Source organism: Bifidobacterium sp. LH_413, assembly GCF_056357015.1.
The window spans coordinates 609,286-623,321 of record NZ_JBKEVK010000001.1; the positions used below are offsets into that span (position 1 = coordinate 609,286).

Below are 14,036 nucleotides of genomic sequence, written 5' to 3' on the forward strand. Positions count from 1 at the left end.
ACGGAAAGCTCACCGGGCTTTCCGCTATACGGCTCAGTCGTCGGAGCTTCGCCGCCGGTAACTTCGCAGGCGATGACCGCGCCGGCGGCGATGCACAGGACCGTCACATCGCGTTGGTAGGGTATTGGCAGTCGAAATCAACCCCGAGGAGATGGAATACCTTATGTGCGGAATCGCCGGATTCGTCAACGACGACCCGATCGACGTCAAGTGCCCGGTCATCAAGCGGATGACCGATATCATCGCCCACCGCGGACCCGATTCGGAAGGCAAGTACGTGGACGAGCACGTGGCGCTCGGCCACCGGCGCCTGAGCATCATCGACCTCGGCGGCGGCCAGCAGCCCATCTACAACGAGGACGGCAACCTCGTCATCACGTTCAACGGCGAGATCTACAACTACCAACCGCTGCGCGCCCAGCTCATCGAGGCCGGACACACGTTCACCACCGAATCCGACACCGAGGTGCTGCTGCACGGCTACGAGGAGTGGGGCGTCGAGCTGCTGCAGAAGATCCGCGGCATGTTCACCTTCGTGATCTGGGACAAGACCAGGAAGGAGCTGTTCGGCGCGCGCGACCACTTCGGCATCAAGCCCTTCTACTACGCGAAGATGAACGGCACGTTCATGTACGCCTCCGAAATCAAGAGCCTGCTGCAGCACCCCGACTTCGTCAAGGAGCTCAACCGCGAGGCGCTGAAGCCGTACATGACCTTCCAGTACCCGCCGTTCGCCGAGACCTTCTTCAAGGGCGTGTTCAAGCTGCCCGAAGGCCACTACTTCACGTACCGCGATGGGAAGATGGACATCCACCGCTACTACGACGAGCGCTTCCGCGAGTCGGACGTGACCCTCGATCATCTCGTCGACACCATCGACGACACGGTCATGGGATCCGTCAAGGCCCACCAGATCGCCGACGTGGAGGTCGGCTCGTTCCTCTCCTCCGGCGTGGATTCCAGCTATGTGGCCGCCGTGGCCCGACCGCAGCACACGTATTCGATCGGCTTCGGCAAGGGCACCTACAACGAGAGCCAGCAGGCCGGCGAACTCGCCGGGATCCTCAAGCTCAACAACACGGCCGAGGCCCTGACCGACGAGGAGGCGTTCAGCGCTTTCCCGCAGATCCAATGGCATCTCGACGAGCCCGACTCCAACCCGAGCTGCGTGCCGCTGTTCTTCCTCTCGAAGCTCGCCGCGCACGACGTCAAGGTCGTGCTCTCCGGAGAGGGCGCCGACGAGCTGTTCGGCGGCTACATCGACTACGGCGTGCACACGAAGTCGAAGGTCATCAAGGTCGTCACCCGCTGGCTCACCCACCTGCCCGCCGGCGCCCGTCACGCCATCGCCCGCTGGTGCAAGGGCAAGACCTTCCACGGCGCATGGCACCTGTACGCGAACCTTGCGCCCGCCGAGGAGAGCTTCATCGGCCAGGCCCGCGTGTTCGAGGAGTCCGAGTCCGACCGCATCCTGAAGCCCGCGTACCGCAAGGCGCCCAGCGTGCAGAGCATCGTCGACAAGACCTATGCCCGCATCGAGGGCAAGGGGCTGAGCGAGCTCAAGAAGAAGCAGTACCTCGACATGCACCAGTGGATGCCCGGCGACATCCTCCTCAAGGCGGACAAGCTCACCATGGCCCATTCGCTCGAGCTGCGCGTGCCGCTGCTCGACAAGGTGCTCATGGGCGTCGCCGAACAGGTGCCCACCAAGTGGCTCATCAACGACGAGAACACCAAGTACGCGTTCCGCCAGGCCGCCGGCCGCCACCTGCCCGAGGAGTGGAAGAGTCGCGAGAAGCTCGGCTTCCCCGTGCCGATCAAGAAGTGGCTGCGCGAGGAGAAGTACTACAAGCTGGTGCGCTCCGTGTTCGAACGCGACTACGTGAACGAGTTCTTCGACCAGGACGCGATCCTCAAGATGCTCGACGACAACTACGCCGGCAAGACCGACGACCGCCGCCGCATCTGGACCATCTACACGTTCCTCACCTGGTACGACGTGTACTTCGTGCACGACGGCTCCAAGCCGGCCGTGCTCGACCTGGGCGACTGAGCGCCGTTCATCGGAAGGCTTGACCGCGACCGCGGTCAAGCCTTCCGGCTATCATCAGTGCGGTTTGTGTGCACACACAGGTTGGACCAATCCATGCTGTCCATATTGTCGGGAGGGCGGCGCGCGGGACAGGCCCCGCGCCGCGCGGTTACGCGACAAGAACAAACAGAATCAATCAAGAGAGGTTTCGATGGCGGTTCGCGGTGATATCCGTAATGTGGCGATTGTGGCTCACGTCGACCACGGCAAGACCACGCTGGTGAACGCGATGCTCCAGCAGTCCCACGTGTTCAACGAGCGCGAGGAAGTTCCGGATCGCGTGATGGACTCCAACGATCTGGAACGCGAGAAGGGCATCACCATCCTCGCGAAGAACACGGCCGTCGAGTACACCGGCCCGCTGGCCGCCAAGTACGGCCACCCGGAGGGCATCACCCTCAACATCATCGACACCCCCGGCCACGCCGACTTCGGCGGCGAGGTCGAGCGCGGCATCTCCATGGTCGACGGCGTCGTCCTGCTCGTCGACGCCTCCGAGGGCCCGCTGCCGCAGACCCGCTTCGTGCTGCGCAAGGCGCTCGAGGCGAAGCTGCCGGTCATCCTGTGCGTGAACAAGGTCGACCGTCCGGACGCCCGCATCGAGGAGGTCGTCGGCGAGACCTCCGACCTGCTGCTCGGCCTGGCCGACGACGTGCAGCACGAGGGCATCGACCTCGATCTCGATCAGCTGCTCGAGATGCCGGTCATCTACTGCGCCGCCAAGGCCGGCTACGCCTCCGCCAACCAGCCGGAGAACGGCGGGCTGCCGGACAACGACAACCTCGAGCCGCTGTTCGAGGCCATCATCTCCAACATCCCCGCCCCGGAGTACGAGGAGGGCGCGCCGCTGCAGGCCCACGTCGCCAACATCGACTCCTCCGACTTCCTCGGCCGTCTCGGCCTCGTGCGCATCTACAACGGCACGCTCGAGAAGGGTAAGACCTACGGCCTGAGCCGCGTCGACGGCTCCATCGAGAACTTCCGCGTCGCCGAGCTGCTGCGCACGCAGGGCCTCGAGCGCCAGCCCGTCGAGTCCGCGGGCCCCGGCGACATCGTCGCCGTTGCCGGCGTCAACGACATCATGATCGGCGAGACCATCGTCGACCCGAACGACCCGAAGCCGCTGCCGCTCATCCACGTCGACGACCCGGCCATCTCCATGACCTTCGGCGTCAACGACTCCCCGCTGGCCGGCACCGAGGGCAAGGACCACAAGCTCACCGCCCGCATGATCAAGGACCGCCTCGACCGCGAGCTCATCGGCAACGTGTCCATCAAGGTGCTGCCCACCGACCGTCCGGACGCCTGGGAGGTGCAGGGCCGCGGCGAACTTGCGCTGGCCGTGCTCGCCGAGCAGATGCGCCGCGAAGGCTACGAGCTGACCGTCGGCCGCCCGCAGGTCGTCACCAAGAAGATCGACGGCGTGATCAACGAGCCGATGGAGAACACCACCATCGACGTGCCCGAGGAGTACATGGGCACCGTCACCCAGCTCATGGCCGACCGCAAGGGCCGCATGGACGGCATGACCAACCACGGCTCCGGCTGGGTGCGTCTGCAGTTCACCGTGCCGTCCCGCGGCCTCATCGGCTTCCGCACCGCGCTGCTCTCCGCCACGCGCGGCACCGGCATCTCCTCCTCCATCTCCGCCGGCTACGCGCCGTGGGCTGGCCAGATCACCATCCGCCAGAACGGCTCGATGGTCTCCGACCGCAAGGGCGTCGCCACCCCGTACGCCATGCAGCGTCTCCAGGCGCGCGGCAACTTCTTCGTCGAGCCGCAGTCCCCGGTGTACGAGGGCCAGGTCGTGGGCGTCAACAACAAGCCCGACGAGCTGGACGTGAACATCACGCTCGCCAAGCACATGACCAACATGCGCTCCTCCACCGCCGACGTGCTCGAGACCCTCACCCCGCCGATCAAGATGAGCCTCGAGGAGTCCCTCGACTTCGCGAACGAGGACGAGTGCGTCGAGGTCACCCCGGAGTCCATCCGCGTGCGCAAGATCATCCTCGGCCGCGAGGACTGGTACAAGTGGCGCGCCAAGCAGCGTCGCCAGAACGCCGCCCAGCAGGGCAAGTGACGAAGTGACGGAGCGCGCGAAGACCACGGCCGGCTCCGACGGGCGGCCGTGGTCGCACCGGTTCGGTCCTCTGGGCCGGACCGTCGTCACGTTGCTCGCGGGCGCGGGCGCCGCGTTCGTCGGCACGCTCGCGCACCGCATGGGCGCGGCCTCGAACGTCCCCTACGGGCTTCTGCTCGCGTTCCTCATCATCGCCCTGTCGACATACTGCGCCCGCGCGCGCCAGGGCGTGACCGGCCTCGCCCTGCATCTCATCGTCTCCTCGGCCGTCGCCTGGGGCCTCGCCCTCGTCCCCGGCCCGGGAGGCGACGCGCTCGTCGTCGCCGGATTCAGCACGCCGACCACGTTCTTCAGCCAGCACGCCGGCTACATCTGGCTGTACGGCGTGATCCTCGTGCAGGTCGCCATGCTGGTCCCGCCCGCATCATGGTTCCGCATCCCCGCCCCGAACGGCAAGTGACGGTACAGTGGTGTCCTATGACACGCGAAACCCTGTTCTATCTCGGGCCAGAAGGCACGTTCACGCATCAGGCGGCCATGGAGGCCGCCGTGCAGCTCGCGGATGAGACGACGGGGGAGACGGGCTTCGACCTCGTCCCCCTGCCCGACGTCCCCGCCATCATGGAGGCCGTCCGCTCGGGCCGCGGCCTGGGCGTCATCGCCTGGGAGAACAACGTCGAAGGCTACGTCGTGCCGAACCTCGACGCGCTCATCGACGCGACCGACGTCGCCGGCCTCGCGCGCGTGCGCGTCGACGTCGCGTTCGACGCGTTCACACGACGCGGCGACAATCCTCTCGCCGCGCGCGACGCCGGGGAAACCTCCGACGGCGCTGGTTCCACCGCGATTCCCGTCTCCGCGCACCCGCACGGCCTCGCCCAGTGCAAGCGGTTCATCGCCGACCACCATCTCACGCCCACACCCGCGTCGTCGAACGCGGCCGCCTGCCGCGACCTTCAGCCGGGCGGCGTCGCGCTCGGGCCGCGCATCTGCGGCGAACTCTACGGACTCGACACGCTCGCCGCGCGCGTGCAGGACTTCGCAGGCGCGCACACCGACTTCCTCGTCCTCGGCAGGCGCGACGACGTGCGCGCGTCGAACGACCGCGCACGCGCGCGCGAAACCGACTTCGAGACGATCATCACGTTCATCCCGCTCGTCACCGGCCCCGGCGTCGTCGCCAACGTGCTCGACATCCTGCGCGACGCGGGGCTCAACATGACCAGCTTCATGTCCCGTCCCATCAAAGGCGACGACGGCACGTACAGCTTCATCGACACGCTCGACGCCGCGCCGTGGGAGCCGCGCTTCCGCGACGTGCTCGCGACGCTCGCCGCGCACGGCATCTGGCTGAAGACGCTCGCCGTCTACCCGCGGCGCGAACGCTCCAACCCGCCCGTCGAGGCGTGGAGGCTGCCGCAGGGCGGCGTGCATCTCGACGCGACGCGCATCAGCGACGACTGGGAACAGGACAAGACCACGAGGAGGGAACTGCTGTGGTAGACACGACCGCCACGACCGCCGGACATCGCACGCCCGCATCCGCCGGGCCGGTCGGCATCATCGGGCTCGGACTGATCGGCGGCTCGCTCGCCCGCAGGCTCGTCTCCCGCGGCATCGACGTCGTCGCATGGAACCACCGCCCCCACCCGTACGCCGAGGCCGAGAAGGCCGGCATTCGCTGCGCGCCGACGCTTGACGCGCTCGTCGCCGCGCGGCCCTCGACGATCATCCTGTGCAACCCGTTGAAGGCGATGCCCGCCATCCTCGCCGTGCTCAAGCCTCTGATCGACGGCACCCCCGGCCTCGACGTGACGCTCACCGACGTGGGCAGCGTCAAAGGCATGGTGCGCGACCAGGTGAAGGCCGCCAGGCTCGGTGACCGCTACGTGGGCGCGCATCCGATGGCCGGCAACGAGCTGTCCGGCTGGGCGGCCGCCGACCCGCACCTCTACGACGACGCCCTGTGGGCCATCACCGTCGACGAGACGACCGACTACCGGCGGTTCCTCGACGTCGCCCGGCTCATCACCGCCGGCGTCGGCGACCGCGTGATCGTCCTCGACGACGACACGCACGACAAGGCGGCCGCGCTTATCAGCCACATGCCGCACGTCGTCGCCACCGCGATGATCAACACGCTCGTCGCCAGCCCCGACCGCAACATCGCGGCCGCGCTCGCCGCGGGCAGCTGGCGCGACATGACGCGCGTCGCCCTGACCGACCCGGACCGCACGCGCGCCATGGTCGAGGAGGACGCCGAGAACGTCGAACGGCTGCTGCGCGACGTGGCCTCCCGGCTGCTCAAGGTCGCGAACCTGCTGCACGGCGAACAGGACGCCCGCGACATCGCCGTCGGCGCGCAGGCCCAGACCGACATGCTCGGCTTCTTCGCCGAAGGCCAGCCGTTCCGCGACTACAAGGCCGCCCAGCGCGCCATCGCCGCGCGGCAGGCGGGGGAGTGGGAGCCATATGAGACGGTCGAGCTGCATATCGACCCGGCCGGCGACTGGCGCGGCGAACTGCTCGCCTCCGCCCGTCGCGGCGAGCACATCATCGCCTTCGACGGCCCCGACGCCGTCCGCGTCGAAATCCGCTCCGCCGTCTGACCGGAGTTTCCCTACGGCCTCGTCCGCGGCCGCTCCGGCACCGGTTTCAGCGTGGCGATCGTGTCCGCGTCGATCGTCACGTGCTGTTGCGGGCGCGAGCCGTTCGCGGCCGCGTCGCGCGACAGTTCGAGCGTGCGCCCGTCCCAGCCGAGCACGTGGCCCACGTAGTCGCGGAACTTGGTGCGTCCGTCGGCCGGGTCCACGCCCTCGATGACGCGCACGACGACGCGTGCGCCCGACGGTATCTGCCTCGGCAATGCCATGATTCGTCCTTTCCCCGAAATGATCCGTTGCATGGTCCGTTCCGGACGTCGATGTCCGGTATCTGCCACTGTACTCCCCGATTCCTCCGTTCAGTCCGTCGCCACGGCGTCGAGCACCGGCACCTTCAGCGCGCGTCGCGCCGGCGGCAATGCGGCCACGACGCCCACGAGGATCGACGCGGCGAGGAACGCGCCCAATTGCCCCCAGGGGACCGACAGCCGTTCCAATCCGTTTGACGCGTACACCTCGCGGATCACCGCGCCCGCCGCGACGCCCGTCACGACGCCGAGCAGCGTGCCGAGCACGGCGATCAGCGACGCCTCGATCGCGAGCATGCCGCGCACCTGCCCGCGCGACGTGCCGATCGCGCGCAGCAGGCCGATCTCGCGCGTGCGTTCCGACACGCTCAGGGCGAGCGTGTTCACGATGCCGAACACGGCGATGACGATCGACAGGGCGAGCAGCGCGTACAGGATGATGAGAATCTGGTCGACCATCGTCGACATCGTCGACTTGAACTCGTCGCGGTCCTGCACGGTGATGACGTAGAACGGTTTGACCGCCTTGACGAGACGCTTCTTCACCGCGGCCGTGTCCGCGTGCGGAGCCGCGTTGATGAACAGCATGATCGTGAACATCGTGTTCTCGTTGTTGATCTGCTCCGCGCGCTTGTCGTTCATCAGCACCATCGACCGGTAGACGGAGTTCTCGATGACCGCGCCGACCTTCATCTTCACATGCGTGGTCTCGGTGGTCGTGCGCACCAGCGTCGACGGGTCGACCGGCTGCGCCTGCCCGGCCATGAGCTTCGCCTGATAGTCGGCCTGCGCCTTCGCGGTCGCCTCCTCGTCGACGACGACGCGCCGGCCGTTGACCTGCACCGTGTCGCCGACCTTCCAGCCGTTGTCCTGCGCGACGGACAGCCCCACGACGAGTTCGCCGGACCTGAGCGCCCGGTCCGCGTCGCCGGAGTTCGCGACGGGCGCGAACACCTTCGAGAACAGGGACGGCTGTTCGGCGAACGTCATCGCCTGCGCCGCGTCGTCGCCGGAACCGTAGGTGACGCCCATGAGCATGCGGCTCTGCGACACGGAGGCGACGCCCTTGGTCTTCCTGATCGCCGTGACCGCCTCATCGGGGATGCGACCGGAGGACGCGCTCATCGCGGTGAAATCGGATTTGAGCCCCGTGTCGACGATGCCGGCGACCGATGCCTTCGCCGACGAGGCGACCACGCCGAGGCAGCTGACGATCGCGACGCCGACGAACAGGGCGGCCGCCGTGTTCGCCGTGCGCCGTTTCTGCCGCGTCAGATTGCGCGCGGCGAGACGTCCCGTCACCGGGAACACATGCGCGGGGACCCAGCCGAGCACGACGCCGGCCGGGCCGACCAGCGCCGGCGCGAGCACGATCACGCCGACGACGATGAGCGCCGCGCCCGCGCCGAGCGGCCATCCGACGCCCAACCGCGACGCCAGATCGTTGAGGAACGCGACCGGCGTCGGCTCTCCTCCGTCGCCCGCCGCTGCGATCCGATGGCAGAAGACCCAGCACAGGGCGCCGAACGCGATCATCACGGTTCCGGCGACGCCGCGCGGCAGCACCGGCTTCTCCGGGTTCACGGTCTCGTTCATCGCCTGGATGGGCGGCGCGGTCGCCGCCCTGCGCGCCGGCAGCGCCGCGCCGACCAGCGTGACCGCGAGGCCGACGACGAGGCCGACGAGCATGTCCGTCGGGCCCGGATCGGCGGCGCCGGTCATCGGTGTGCCCGCCTGCGCGAGTCCGAACACGATGAGGCGCACCATGCCCCAGCCGAGCGCGATGCCCGCGCCCGAACCAATCAGGCCGAGCAGCAGCGCCTGCACGATCACCGTGGAGAACACCTGCGCGGGGGAGGCACCCACCGAACGCAGCAGCGCGTAGCCACGCATCGATTCGCGCACGATCATCGAGAACGTGTTCGCGATGATGAACGAGCCGACGAACAGGGCGATGACGCCGAAGATGAGAATCAGCGGCTGGATGAAGCCCAACTGGTCCTTGATGGACCGCGAGTATTCGTCGCGCAGCTGGTCGCCGGTGATCGCCGTGGCCTTCGCGTCCTTCGGCAGCGCGTCGTCGATGCGTTCGGCGAGCTCCCGCTGCTGCGCGTCGTCGAGGGGAACGCCGCCGTCGGCGGAACCATACACGCCGATGACCTGGGTGACGCCGATTTCGCCGGTCTGCTCCTGCTGAAGGTCGCGCGCGACCGAAGGGGCGAGGCCGATGATGATCGCGCCCGCCTGCGAGACGTCGGTATCGAAGACGCCGACCACCTTCACGTCCTCCGGTCCGGACGGGTAGACGAGCTTCGTCGTGTCGCCCACCGCGAGCCCCGCGGTCTCGGCGGCGAACGCGTGCAGGGCGATCTCGTGCCGGTTCTTCGCCCAACGGCCCTTGGCCAGATGCGCGGACCGCCAGGTGCCCCGCTCCAGGCCGATGCCCATCGTCGGCGAACCCATCGTGGAGACCGCGTTGCCGTCCTTGGCGACGAGCACGAGCGAACCGGACACGGAATACGTGACGCCCGCTGACTCGACGCCTTTCACCTTGGCGATGTCGTCGGCGAGCGACACGTCGATGTCGTTGTACGTCTTCAACGACGAGGACAAGTCCGAGCCTGTCCCCGTCGTCGCGGCGTCGTCCTTCTTCTCCTTGACGCCGCGCACGTACACGTCGGCGTCGGTGTTCGAGCCGAGCATCTGGTCGACCTGGTCGTTCATCATCGCGCGGAACGCGAACGAACCGACCACGAACGAGACGCCCAACGCGATCGCGATGATCGACATGACGAACCGCGGCAGATGCGCCCGCGCGTCACGCAGCCCGATCCGGATCATGCGGCCTCCTCGTCCCCCTCCGGTCCCCGCGCCTCGTCGCCTTCGGTGGCGAACTGCGCGAGGATCTCCTCGTACGTCGGGTGCCTGAGGTCGCGGGTGATGCGCCCGTCGGCGAGCACGAGCACGCGGTCCGCGTAGGAGGCGGCGCGCGGATCGTGCGTCACCATGACGATCGTCTGCCCGTACTTGCGCACCGAATCCTTGAGGAATCCGAGCACCTCGCGGCTGGACCGCGAGTCGAGGTTGCCGGTCGGCTCGTCCGCGAAGATCACGGAAGGTCGAGCCATGATCGCACGCGCGCAGGCGACGCGCTGCTGCTGGCCGCCGGACAGCTGGCTCGGCCGGTGCTTCAGGCGCGGGCGCAGACCCACCACGTCGACGACCTTGTCGAACCATGCGCGGTCGATGGGCCGTTTCGCGATCTGCAGCGGCAGGAGGATGTTCTCCTCCGCGGTGAGCGTGGGCACCAGGTTGAACGATTGGAAGATGAAGCCGATCTGGTCGCGCCTGAGTCTCGTCAACTGGCGCTGGCTCATCGACGAGACCTCGAGGCCTTCGACCAGCACGCGACCCGAGGTGGGTGTGTCGAGCCCGGCCATCATGTGCATGAGCGTGGACTTGCCCGAGCCGGACGGCCCCATGATCGCGGTCATCTCGCCGCGCGTGAACGCGACGTCCACATGGTCGAGGGCGGTGACGCGCGCGTCCGCGTCGCCGTACGTCTTCGTCAGGTCGATGGCCCGCGCCACGACCTCCCCGTCGTCGCGTCGTCCGACGTCGTTCCGATTCCCGTTCCGTCGTGCCGCATGTCGTGCCATCGCCGCCCCATTTCCCACTATCGCGAACGGTTATAGTCTATCGGAGAACGGCATGGAGGAAAGGATCGGCATGCGCTTCGACGACCGGTTGCGGGAATTCCTCGCGTATCTCGGGGCGAACCGCGGGCTGAGCGCGAACACGCTCAAGGCGTACGGGACGGACGTGGGGGAGTGCCTGCATCTCCTGGAACTGCGCGGCGTCGAGGATCTGAACGAGGTGACGCCCGACGACCTGCGCGCGTGGATGGCGCACGAGTCGCGCTCGCACGCGCGCTCCAGCATGGCGCGCAAGACCGTCGCCGTACGCCGGTTCTTCGCGTGGGCGCACGGGCATGACGTGACCGCGACCGATCCGGCCGCCATGCTGATGACGCCGAAGATTCCCGGCACCCTGCCCGCCGTGCTCACCGAAGCGCAGGCGTCCCGGCTCATGGGCGAAGTCGAGGAGCGGGCGCACGGCGTGCCCCGCGGCGCAGGAGACGACGGCGGCGACGGGCGTGCGGCGGCCGGCGACGTGACGCGGGACGGCGGCGCCGCCGATGACGGAGTCCTTGGCGAGGCGATGCGTCTGCGCGACGCGGCGATCCTCGAACTGTTGTACGCGACCGGCATCCGCGTGGCCGAACTCGTCGGACTCGACCTGACGGACGTGGATTTCTCGAACCGCACCGTCAGGGTCACCGGCAAGGGAAACAAGCAGCGGGTCGTGCCGTTCGGACTGCCCGCGTCGCGCGCGCTGGAATGGTGGATCGGACGCGGCCGGCCGCCCGTCCTTGCGGCGGCCGCGTCGCGCGACGCGCATGGCGCGCGCGGCGACGGACGGCGTTCCGTTCGCGACGGGCGAACGGAAACGGCACGTCGCGACACCGGGCGGGACGCGCGTGCGGACGCCGCGGCCGCGCTGTTCCTCGGCGCGCGCGGCGGGCGGCTCGACCAGCGCATCGTCCGCCGCGTCGTGCACGAGGCGTCGCGGCGCGCCGGCGTGCCCGACATCTCGCCGCACGCGCTGCGCCACTCGGCCGCCACGCACCTGCTCGACGGGGGAGCGGACCTGCGCGAGGTGCAGGAGATGCTCGGCCACTCCTCGCTCAAGACGACGCAGCGCTACACGCACGTCTCGATCGAACAGCTGAAGTCGCGCTACGCGCAGGCGTTCCCGCGCGCGTGATCCGGGAGCGGCGCGGGCGCGGCCGACGATGTCCGGAATGTGGAACGGCGGCGACGATGACGTGATTCCCGGAGAACCGGGACGGAACCGGCAGGAAACGCCAAGGTCTTTCACCGAATATTCGCAATTCGGTAACACAACGTCTCCGTTCTGCGGCACAATGGGACGCGATCAGCAAGGGGGTTGGCTGGCCGTGAGGCCACCGGCCCCCTTCGCGTGACAGGGCGCGGAACCCCCGCGCCCGGATGAAACAGGAGAATCCATATGAAGAAGAAAGCCTTCGCGATCGCCGCGGCCGTGTGCGCCGTCGCGACCATGCTGGGCGGCTGCGGCTCTTCGAACAACGCCGGCAGCAGCACCGCTTCGAACAACATCATCACCTCGTACGCCTCCGAGCCGCAGAACCCGCTGATCCCGGGCAACACCAACGAGACCGGCGGCGGCAAGCCGGGCGACCTGCTGTTCGCCCGCCTCGTCTCCTTCGACGCCAAGGGCAACGCCTCCAACGAAGTGGCCGAGTCCATCACCCCGAACGACGACGCCACCCAGTACACGATCAAGCTCAAGGACGGCTGGAAGTTCACCGACGGCACCCCGGTGACCGCCGAGTCCTTCACCAAGTCCTGGAGCTACACCGCCAACGCGAAGAACGCGCAGAAGTGCTCCTCCTTCTTCTCCACCATCAAGGGCTTCAACGAGCTGCAGGACGCCAAGAACCTGAAGGGCGACGAGCAGCTCTCCGGCCTCAAGGTCGTCGACGACCACACCTTCACCGTCGACATGTCCCAGCCGGACGCCACCTTCCCGATCAAGGTCGGCTACCTGGCGTTCGCCCCGCTGCCGGAATCCTTCTACAAGGATCCGAAGGCCTTCGGCGAGGCCCCGGTCGGCAACGGCCCGTACAAGTTCTCCAAGTGGGATCACAACAAGGAGATCGATCTCGTCAAGAACCCCGACTACAAGGGCAATGACGTGGCCAAGAACGACGGCGTGACCTTCAAGATCTACACCGACGACAAGGCCGCCTACGCCGACATCCAGGCTGGCAACCTCGACGTGATGGAGTCCGTCCCGGCCTCCGCCACCAAGACCTTCCAGAAGGATCCGAAGGTCCAGGCCTACAACAAGGCCGGCTCCGTCTCCCAGACCTTCACCATCCCGTCCAACCTCGAGCACTTCCAGACCAACACCGAGGAGGGCCAGCTCCGTCGCCAGGCCATCTCCATGGCCATCAACCGCAAGCAGCTGACCGAGAAGGTCCTCGGCGGCGTCGCCACCCCGGCCAAGGACTTCACCTCCCCGCTCACCCCGGGCTACTCCAGCAGCCTCAAGGGCGAGAGCAACCTCGAGTTCAACCCGACCAAGGCCAAGGAGCTGTGGGCCAAGGCCGACGCCATCTCCAAGTACGACGGCCAGCTGACCTTCGCCTACAACGCCGACGGCGGCGCCAAGCCGATCTACGACGCCATCGTCAACCAGCTGAAGAACAACCTGGGCATCGACGCGGCCACCAACCCGATGCCGACCTTCCAGGAGTTCCGTGACGCGGTCACCAACCGCCAGATCAAGGGCGCCTTCCGTACCGGCTGGCAGCCGGACTACCCGTCCGCCGAGAACTACCTGTTCCAGCTGTACGCCTCCGCCGCCGCGGACGGCAACGGCTCCAACGACGGCGACTACAAGAACGCCGAGTTCGACAAGCTGATGGACGAGGCCTACGCCGCCAAGACCACCGACGCCGCCAACAAGATCTACCAGCAGTCGCAGGAGATCCTCCTCAACGACCTGCCGGCCATCCCGCTGTACTACTCCAACGCCACCGGCGTCGCGAGCACCAGCGTCAAGGGCTTCGAGATGAACTGGCAGAACCTGCCGGTCTACGAGGAGCTGACCAAGTGAGCCTGACGCTCGCCTGATCCGATTCCTCTCTCGAATCGAGACCACAAGGGGGACGGAACCCATCCGGGTTCCGTCCCCTTCGTCGTATCCCGTCCACCTGTGATTCATCATTGTGAAACATTCGTGTCGGCACATAGGGTAAACTAACGGGGTACTGAGCGACCGGCCAGGGCGGCTTCGACGCGCCCGAAAGGCGCATCCGAACGGCGTCACGCACCGGTCCG

The 14,036-nt window shown here is 67.6% G+C and carries 10 protein-coding genes; 7 read left to right on the top strand and 3 right to left on the bottom strand.

The features are described 5' to 3' along the window. The first annotated feature begins 163 nt into the window (after positions 1-163). The 5 genes from asnB (at position 164) to AC1AYN_RS02325 (ending at position 6,784) form a co-directional block, all read left to right on the top strand. Positions 164-2,053: an asparagine synthase (glutamine-hydrolyzing) gene (gene asnB, locus AC1AYN_RS02305; RefSeq protein ID WP_476531797.1), complete on the top strand. Its 1,890-nt coding sequence runs from the start codon at positions 164-166 to the stop codon at positions 2,051-2,053. 190 nt (positions 2,054-2,243) lie between these two features. Continuing rightward, on the top strand, positions 2,244-4,175 hold the full coding sequence (gene typA, locus AC1AYN_RS02310; RefSeq protein ID WP_476501912.1) for a translational GTPase TypA: 1,932 nt from the start codon (positions 2,244-2,246) through the stop codon (positions 4,173-4,175). A 4-nt stretch (positions 4,176-4,179) separates the two neighbouring features. Then, a complete protein-coding gene (locus AC1AYN_RS02315) occupies positions 4,180-4,635 on the top strand; it encodes an alcohol dehydrogenase (protein WP_476531799.1) in 456 nt (151 codons plus the stop codon). A gap of 17 nt (positions 4,636-4,652) precedes the next feature. Further along, a complete protein-coding gene (locus AC1AYN_RS02320; protein WP_476531801.1) occupies positions 4,653-5,678 on the top strand; it encodes a prephenate dehydratase in 1,026 nt (341 codons plus the stop codon). Beyond that, positions 5,672-6,784, top strand: a complete 1,113-nt coding sequence (locus AC1AYN_RS02325) for a prephenate dehydrogenase (RefSeq protein ID WP_476531802.1) — start codon at positions 5,672-5,674, stop codon at positions 6,782-6,784. The genes AC1AYN_RS02320 and AC1AYN_RS02325 overlap by 7 nt, the downstream gene beginning before the upstream one ends. A gap of 11 nt (positions 6,785-6,795) precedes the next feature. Here the strand turns inward: AC1AYN_RS02325 and AC1AYN_RS02330 are convergent, their stop codons facing one another. From AC1AYN_RS02330 to AC1AYN_RS02340, 3 genes are all read right to left on the bottom strand, one after another. Further along, the gene (locus tag AC1AYN_RS02330) at positions 6,796-7,047 is read right to left on the bottom strand and encodes a DUF6725 family protein (RefSeq protein ID WP_476501909.1); all 252 of its coding nucleotides are present in this window, start codon (positions 7,045-7,047) and stop codon (positions 6,796-6,798) included. A 90-nt stretch (positions 7,048-7,137) separates the two neighbouring features. After that, positions 7,138-9,927, bottom strand: a complete 2,790-nt coding sequence (locus AC1AYN_RS02335) for an ABC transporter permease (RefSeq protein ID WP_476531804.1) — start codon at positions 9,925-9,927, stop codon at positions 7,138-7,140. Beyond that, positions 9,924-10,745 (bottom strand): ABC transporter ATP-binding protein, encoded by an 822-nt coding sequence (locus AC1AYN_RS02340; RefSeq protein WP_476531806.1) that lies wholly within the window; start codon positions 10,743-10,745, stop codon positions 9,924-9,926. Before AC1AYN_RS02340 ends, AC1AYN_RS02335 begins: the two co-directional genes overlap by 4 nt. Positions 10,746-10,797: 52 nt before the next feature. On the opposite strand from AC1AYN_RS02340, the gene AC1AYN_RS02345 reads away from it, so the two are divergent. Continuing rightward, on the top strand, positions 10,798-11,913 hold the full coding sequence (locus tag AC1AYN_RS02345) for a tyrosine recombinase XerC (protein WP_476531808.1): 1,116 nt from the start codon (positions 10,798-10,800) through the stop codon (positions 11,911-11,913). A gap of 264 nt (positions 11,914-12,177) precedes the next feature. Next, positions 12,178-13,812: a peptide ABC transporter substrate-binding protein gene (locus tag AC1AYN_RS02350; protein WP_476531810.1), complete on the top strand. Its 1,635-nt coding sequence runs from the start codon at positions 12,178-12,180 to the stop codon at positions 13,810-13,812. Positions 13,813-14,036 lie beyond the last annotated feature (224 nt).

Excerpts from the sequence above, each read along its gene's own strand:
- asnB (WP_476531797.1), top strand. The coding sequence starts at position 164 with ATGTGCGGAATCGCCGGATTCGTCAACGACGACCCGATCGACGTCAAG.
- typA (WP_476501912.1), top strand. The coding sequence starts at position 2,244 with ATGGCGGTTCGCGGTGATATCCGTAATGTGGCGATTGTGGCTCACGTC.
- AC1AYN_RS02320 (WP_476531801.1), top strand. The coding sequence starts at position 4,653 with ATGACACGCGAAACCCTGTTCTATCTCGGGCCAGAAGGCACGTTCACG.
- AC1AYN_RS02330 (WP_476501909.1), bottom strand. The coding sequence starts at position 7,047 with ATGGCATTGCCGAGGCAGATACCGTCGGGCGCACGCGTCGTCGTGCGC.
- AC1AYN_RS02335 (WP_476531804.1), bottom strand. The coding sequence starts at position 9,927 with ATGATCCGGATCGGGCTGCGTGACGCGCGGGCGCATCTGCCGCGGTTC.
- AC1AYN_RS02340 (WP_476531806.1), bottom strand. The coding sequence starts at position 10,745 with ATGGCACGACATGCGGCACGACGGAACGGGAATCGGAACGACGTCGGA.
- AC1AYN_RS02345 (WP_476531808.1), top strand. The coding sequence starts at position 10,798 with ATGGAGGAAAGGATCGGCATGCGCTTCGACGACCGGTTGCGGGAATTC.
- AC1AYN_RS02350 (WP_476531810.1), top strand. The coding sequence starts at position 12,178 with ATGAAGAAGAAAGCCTTCGCGATCGCCGCGGCCGTGTGCGCCGTCGCG.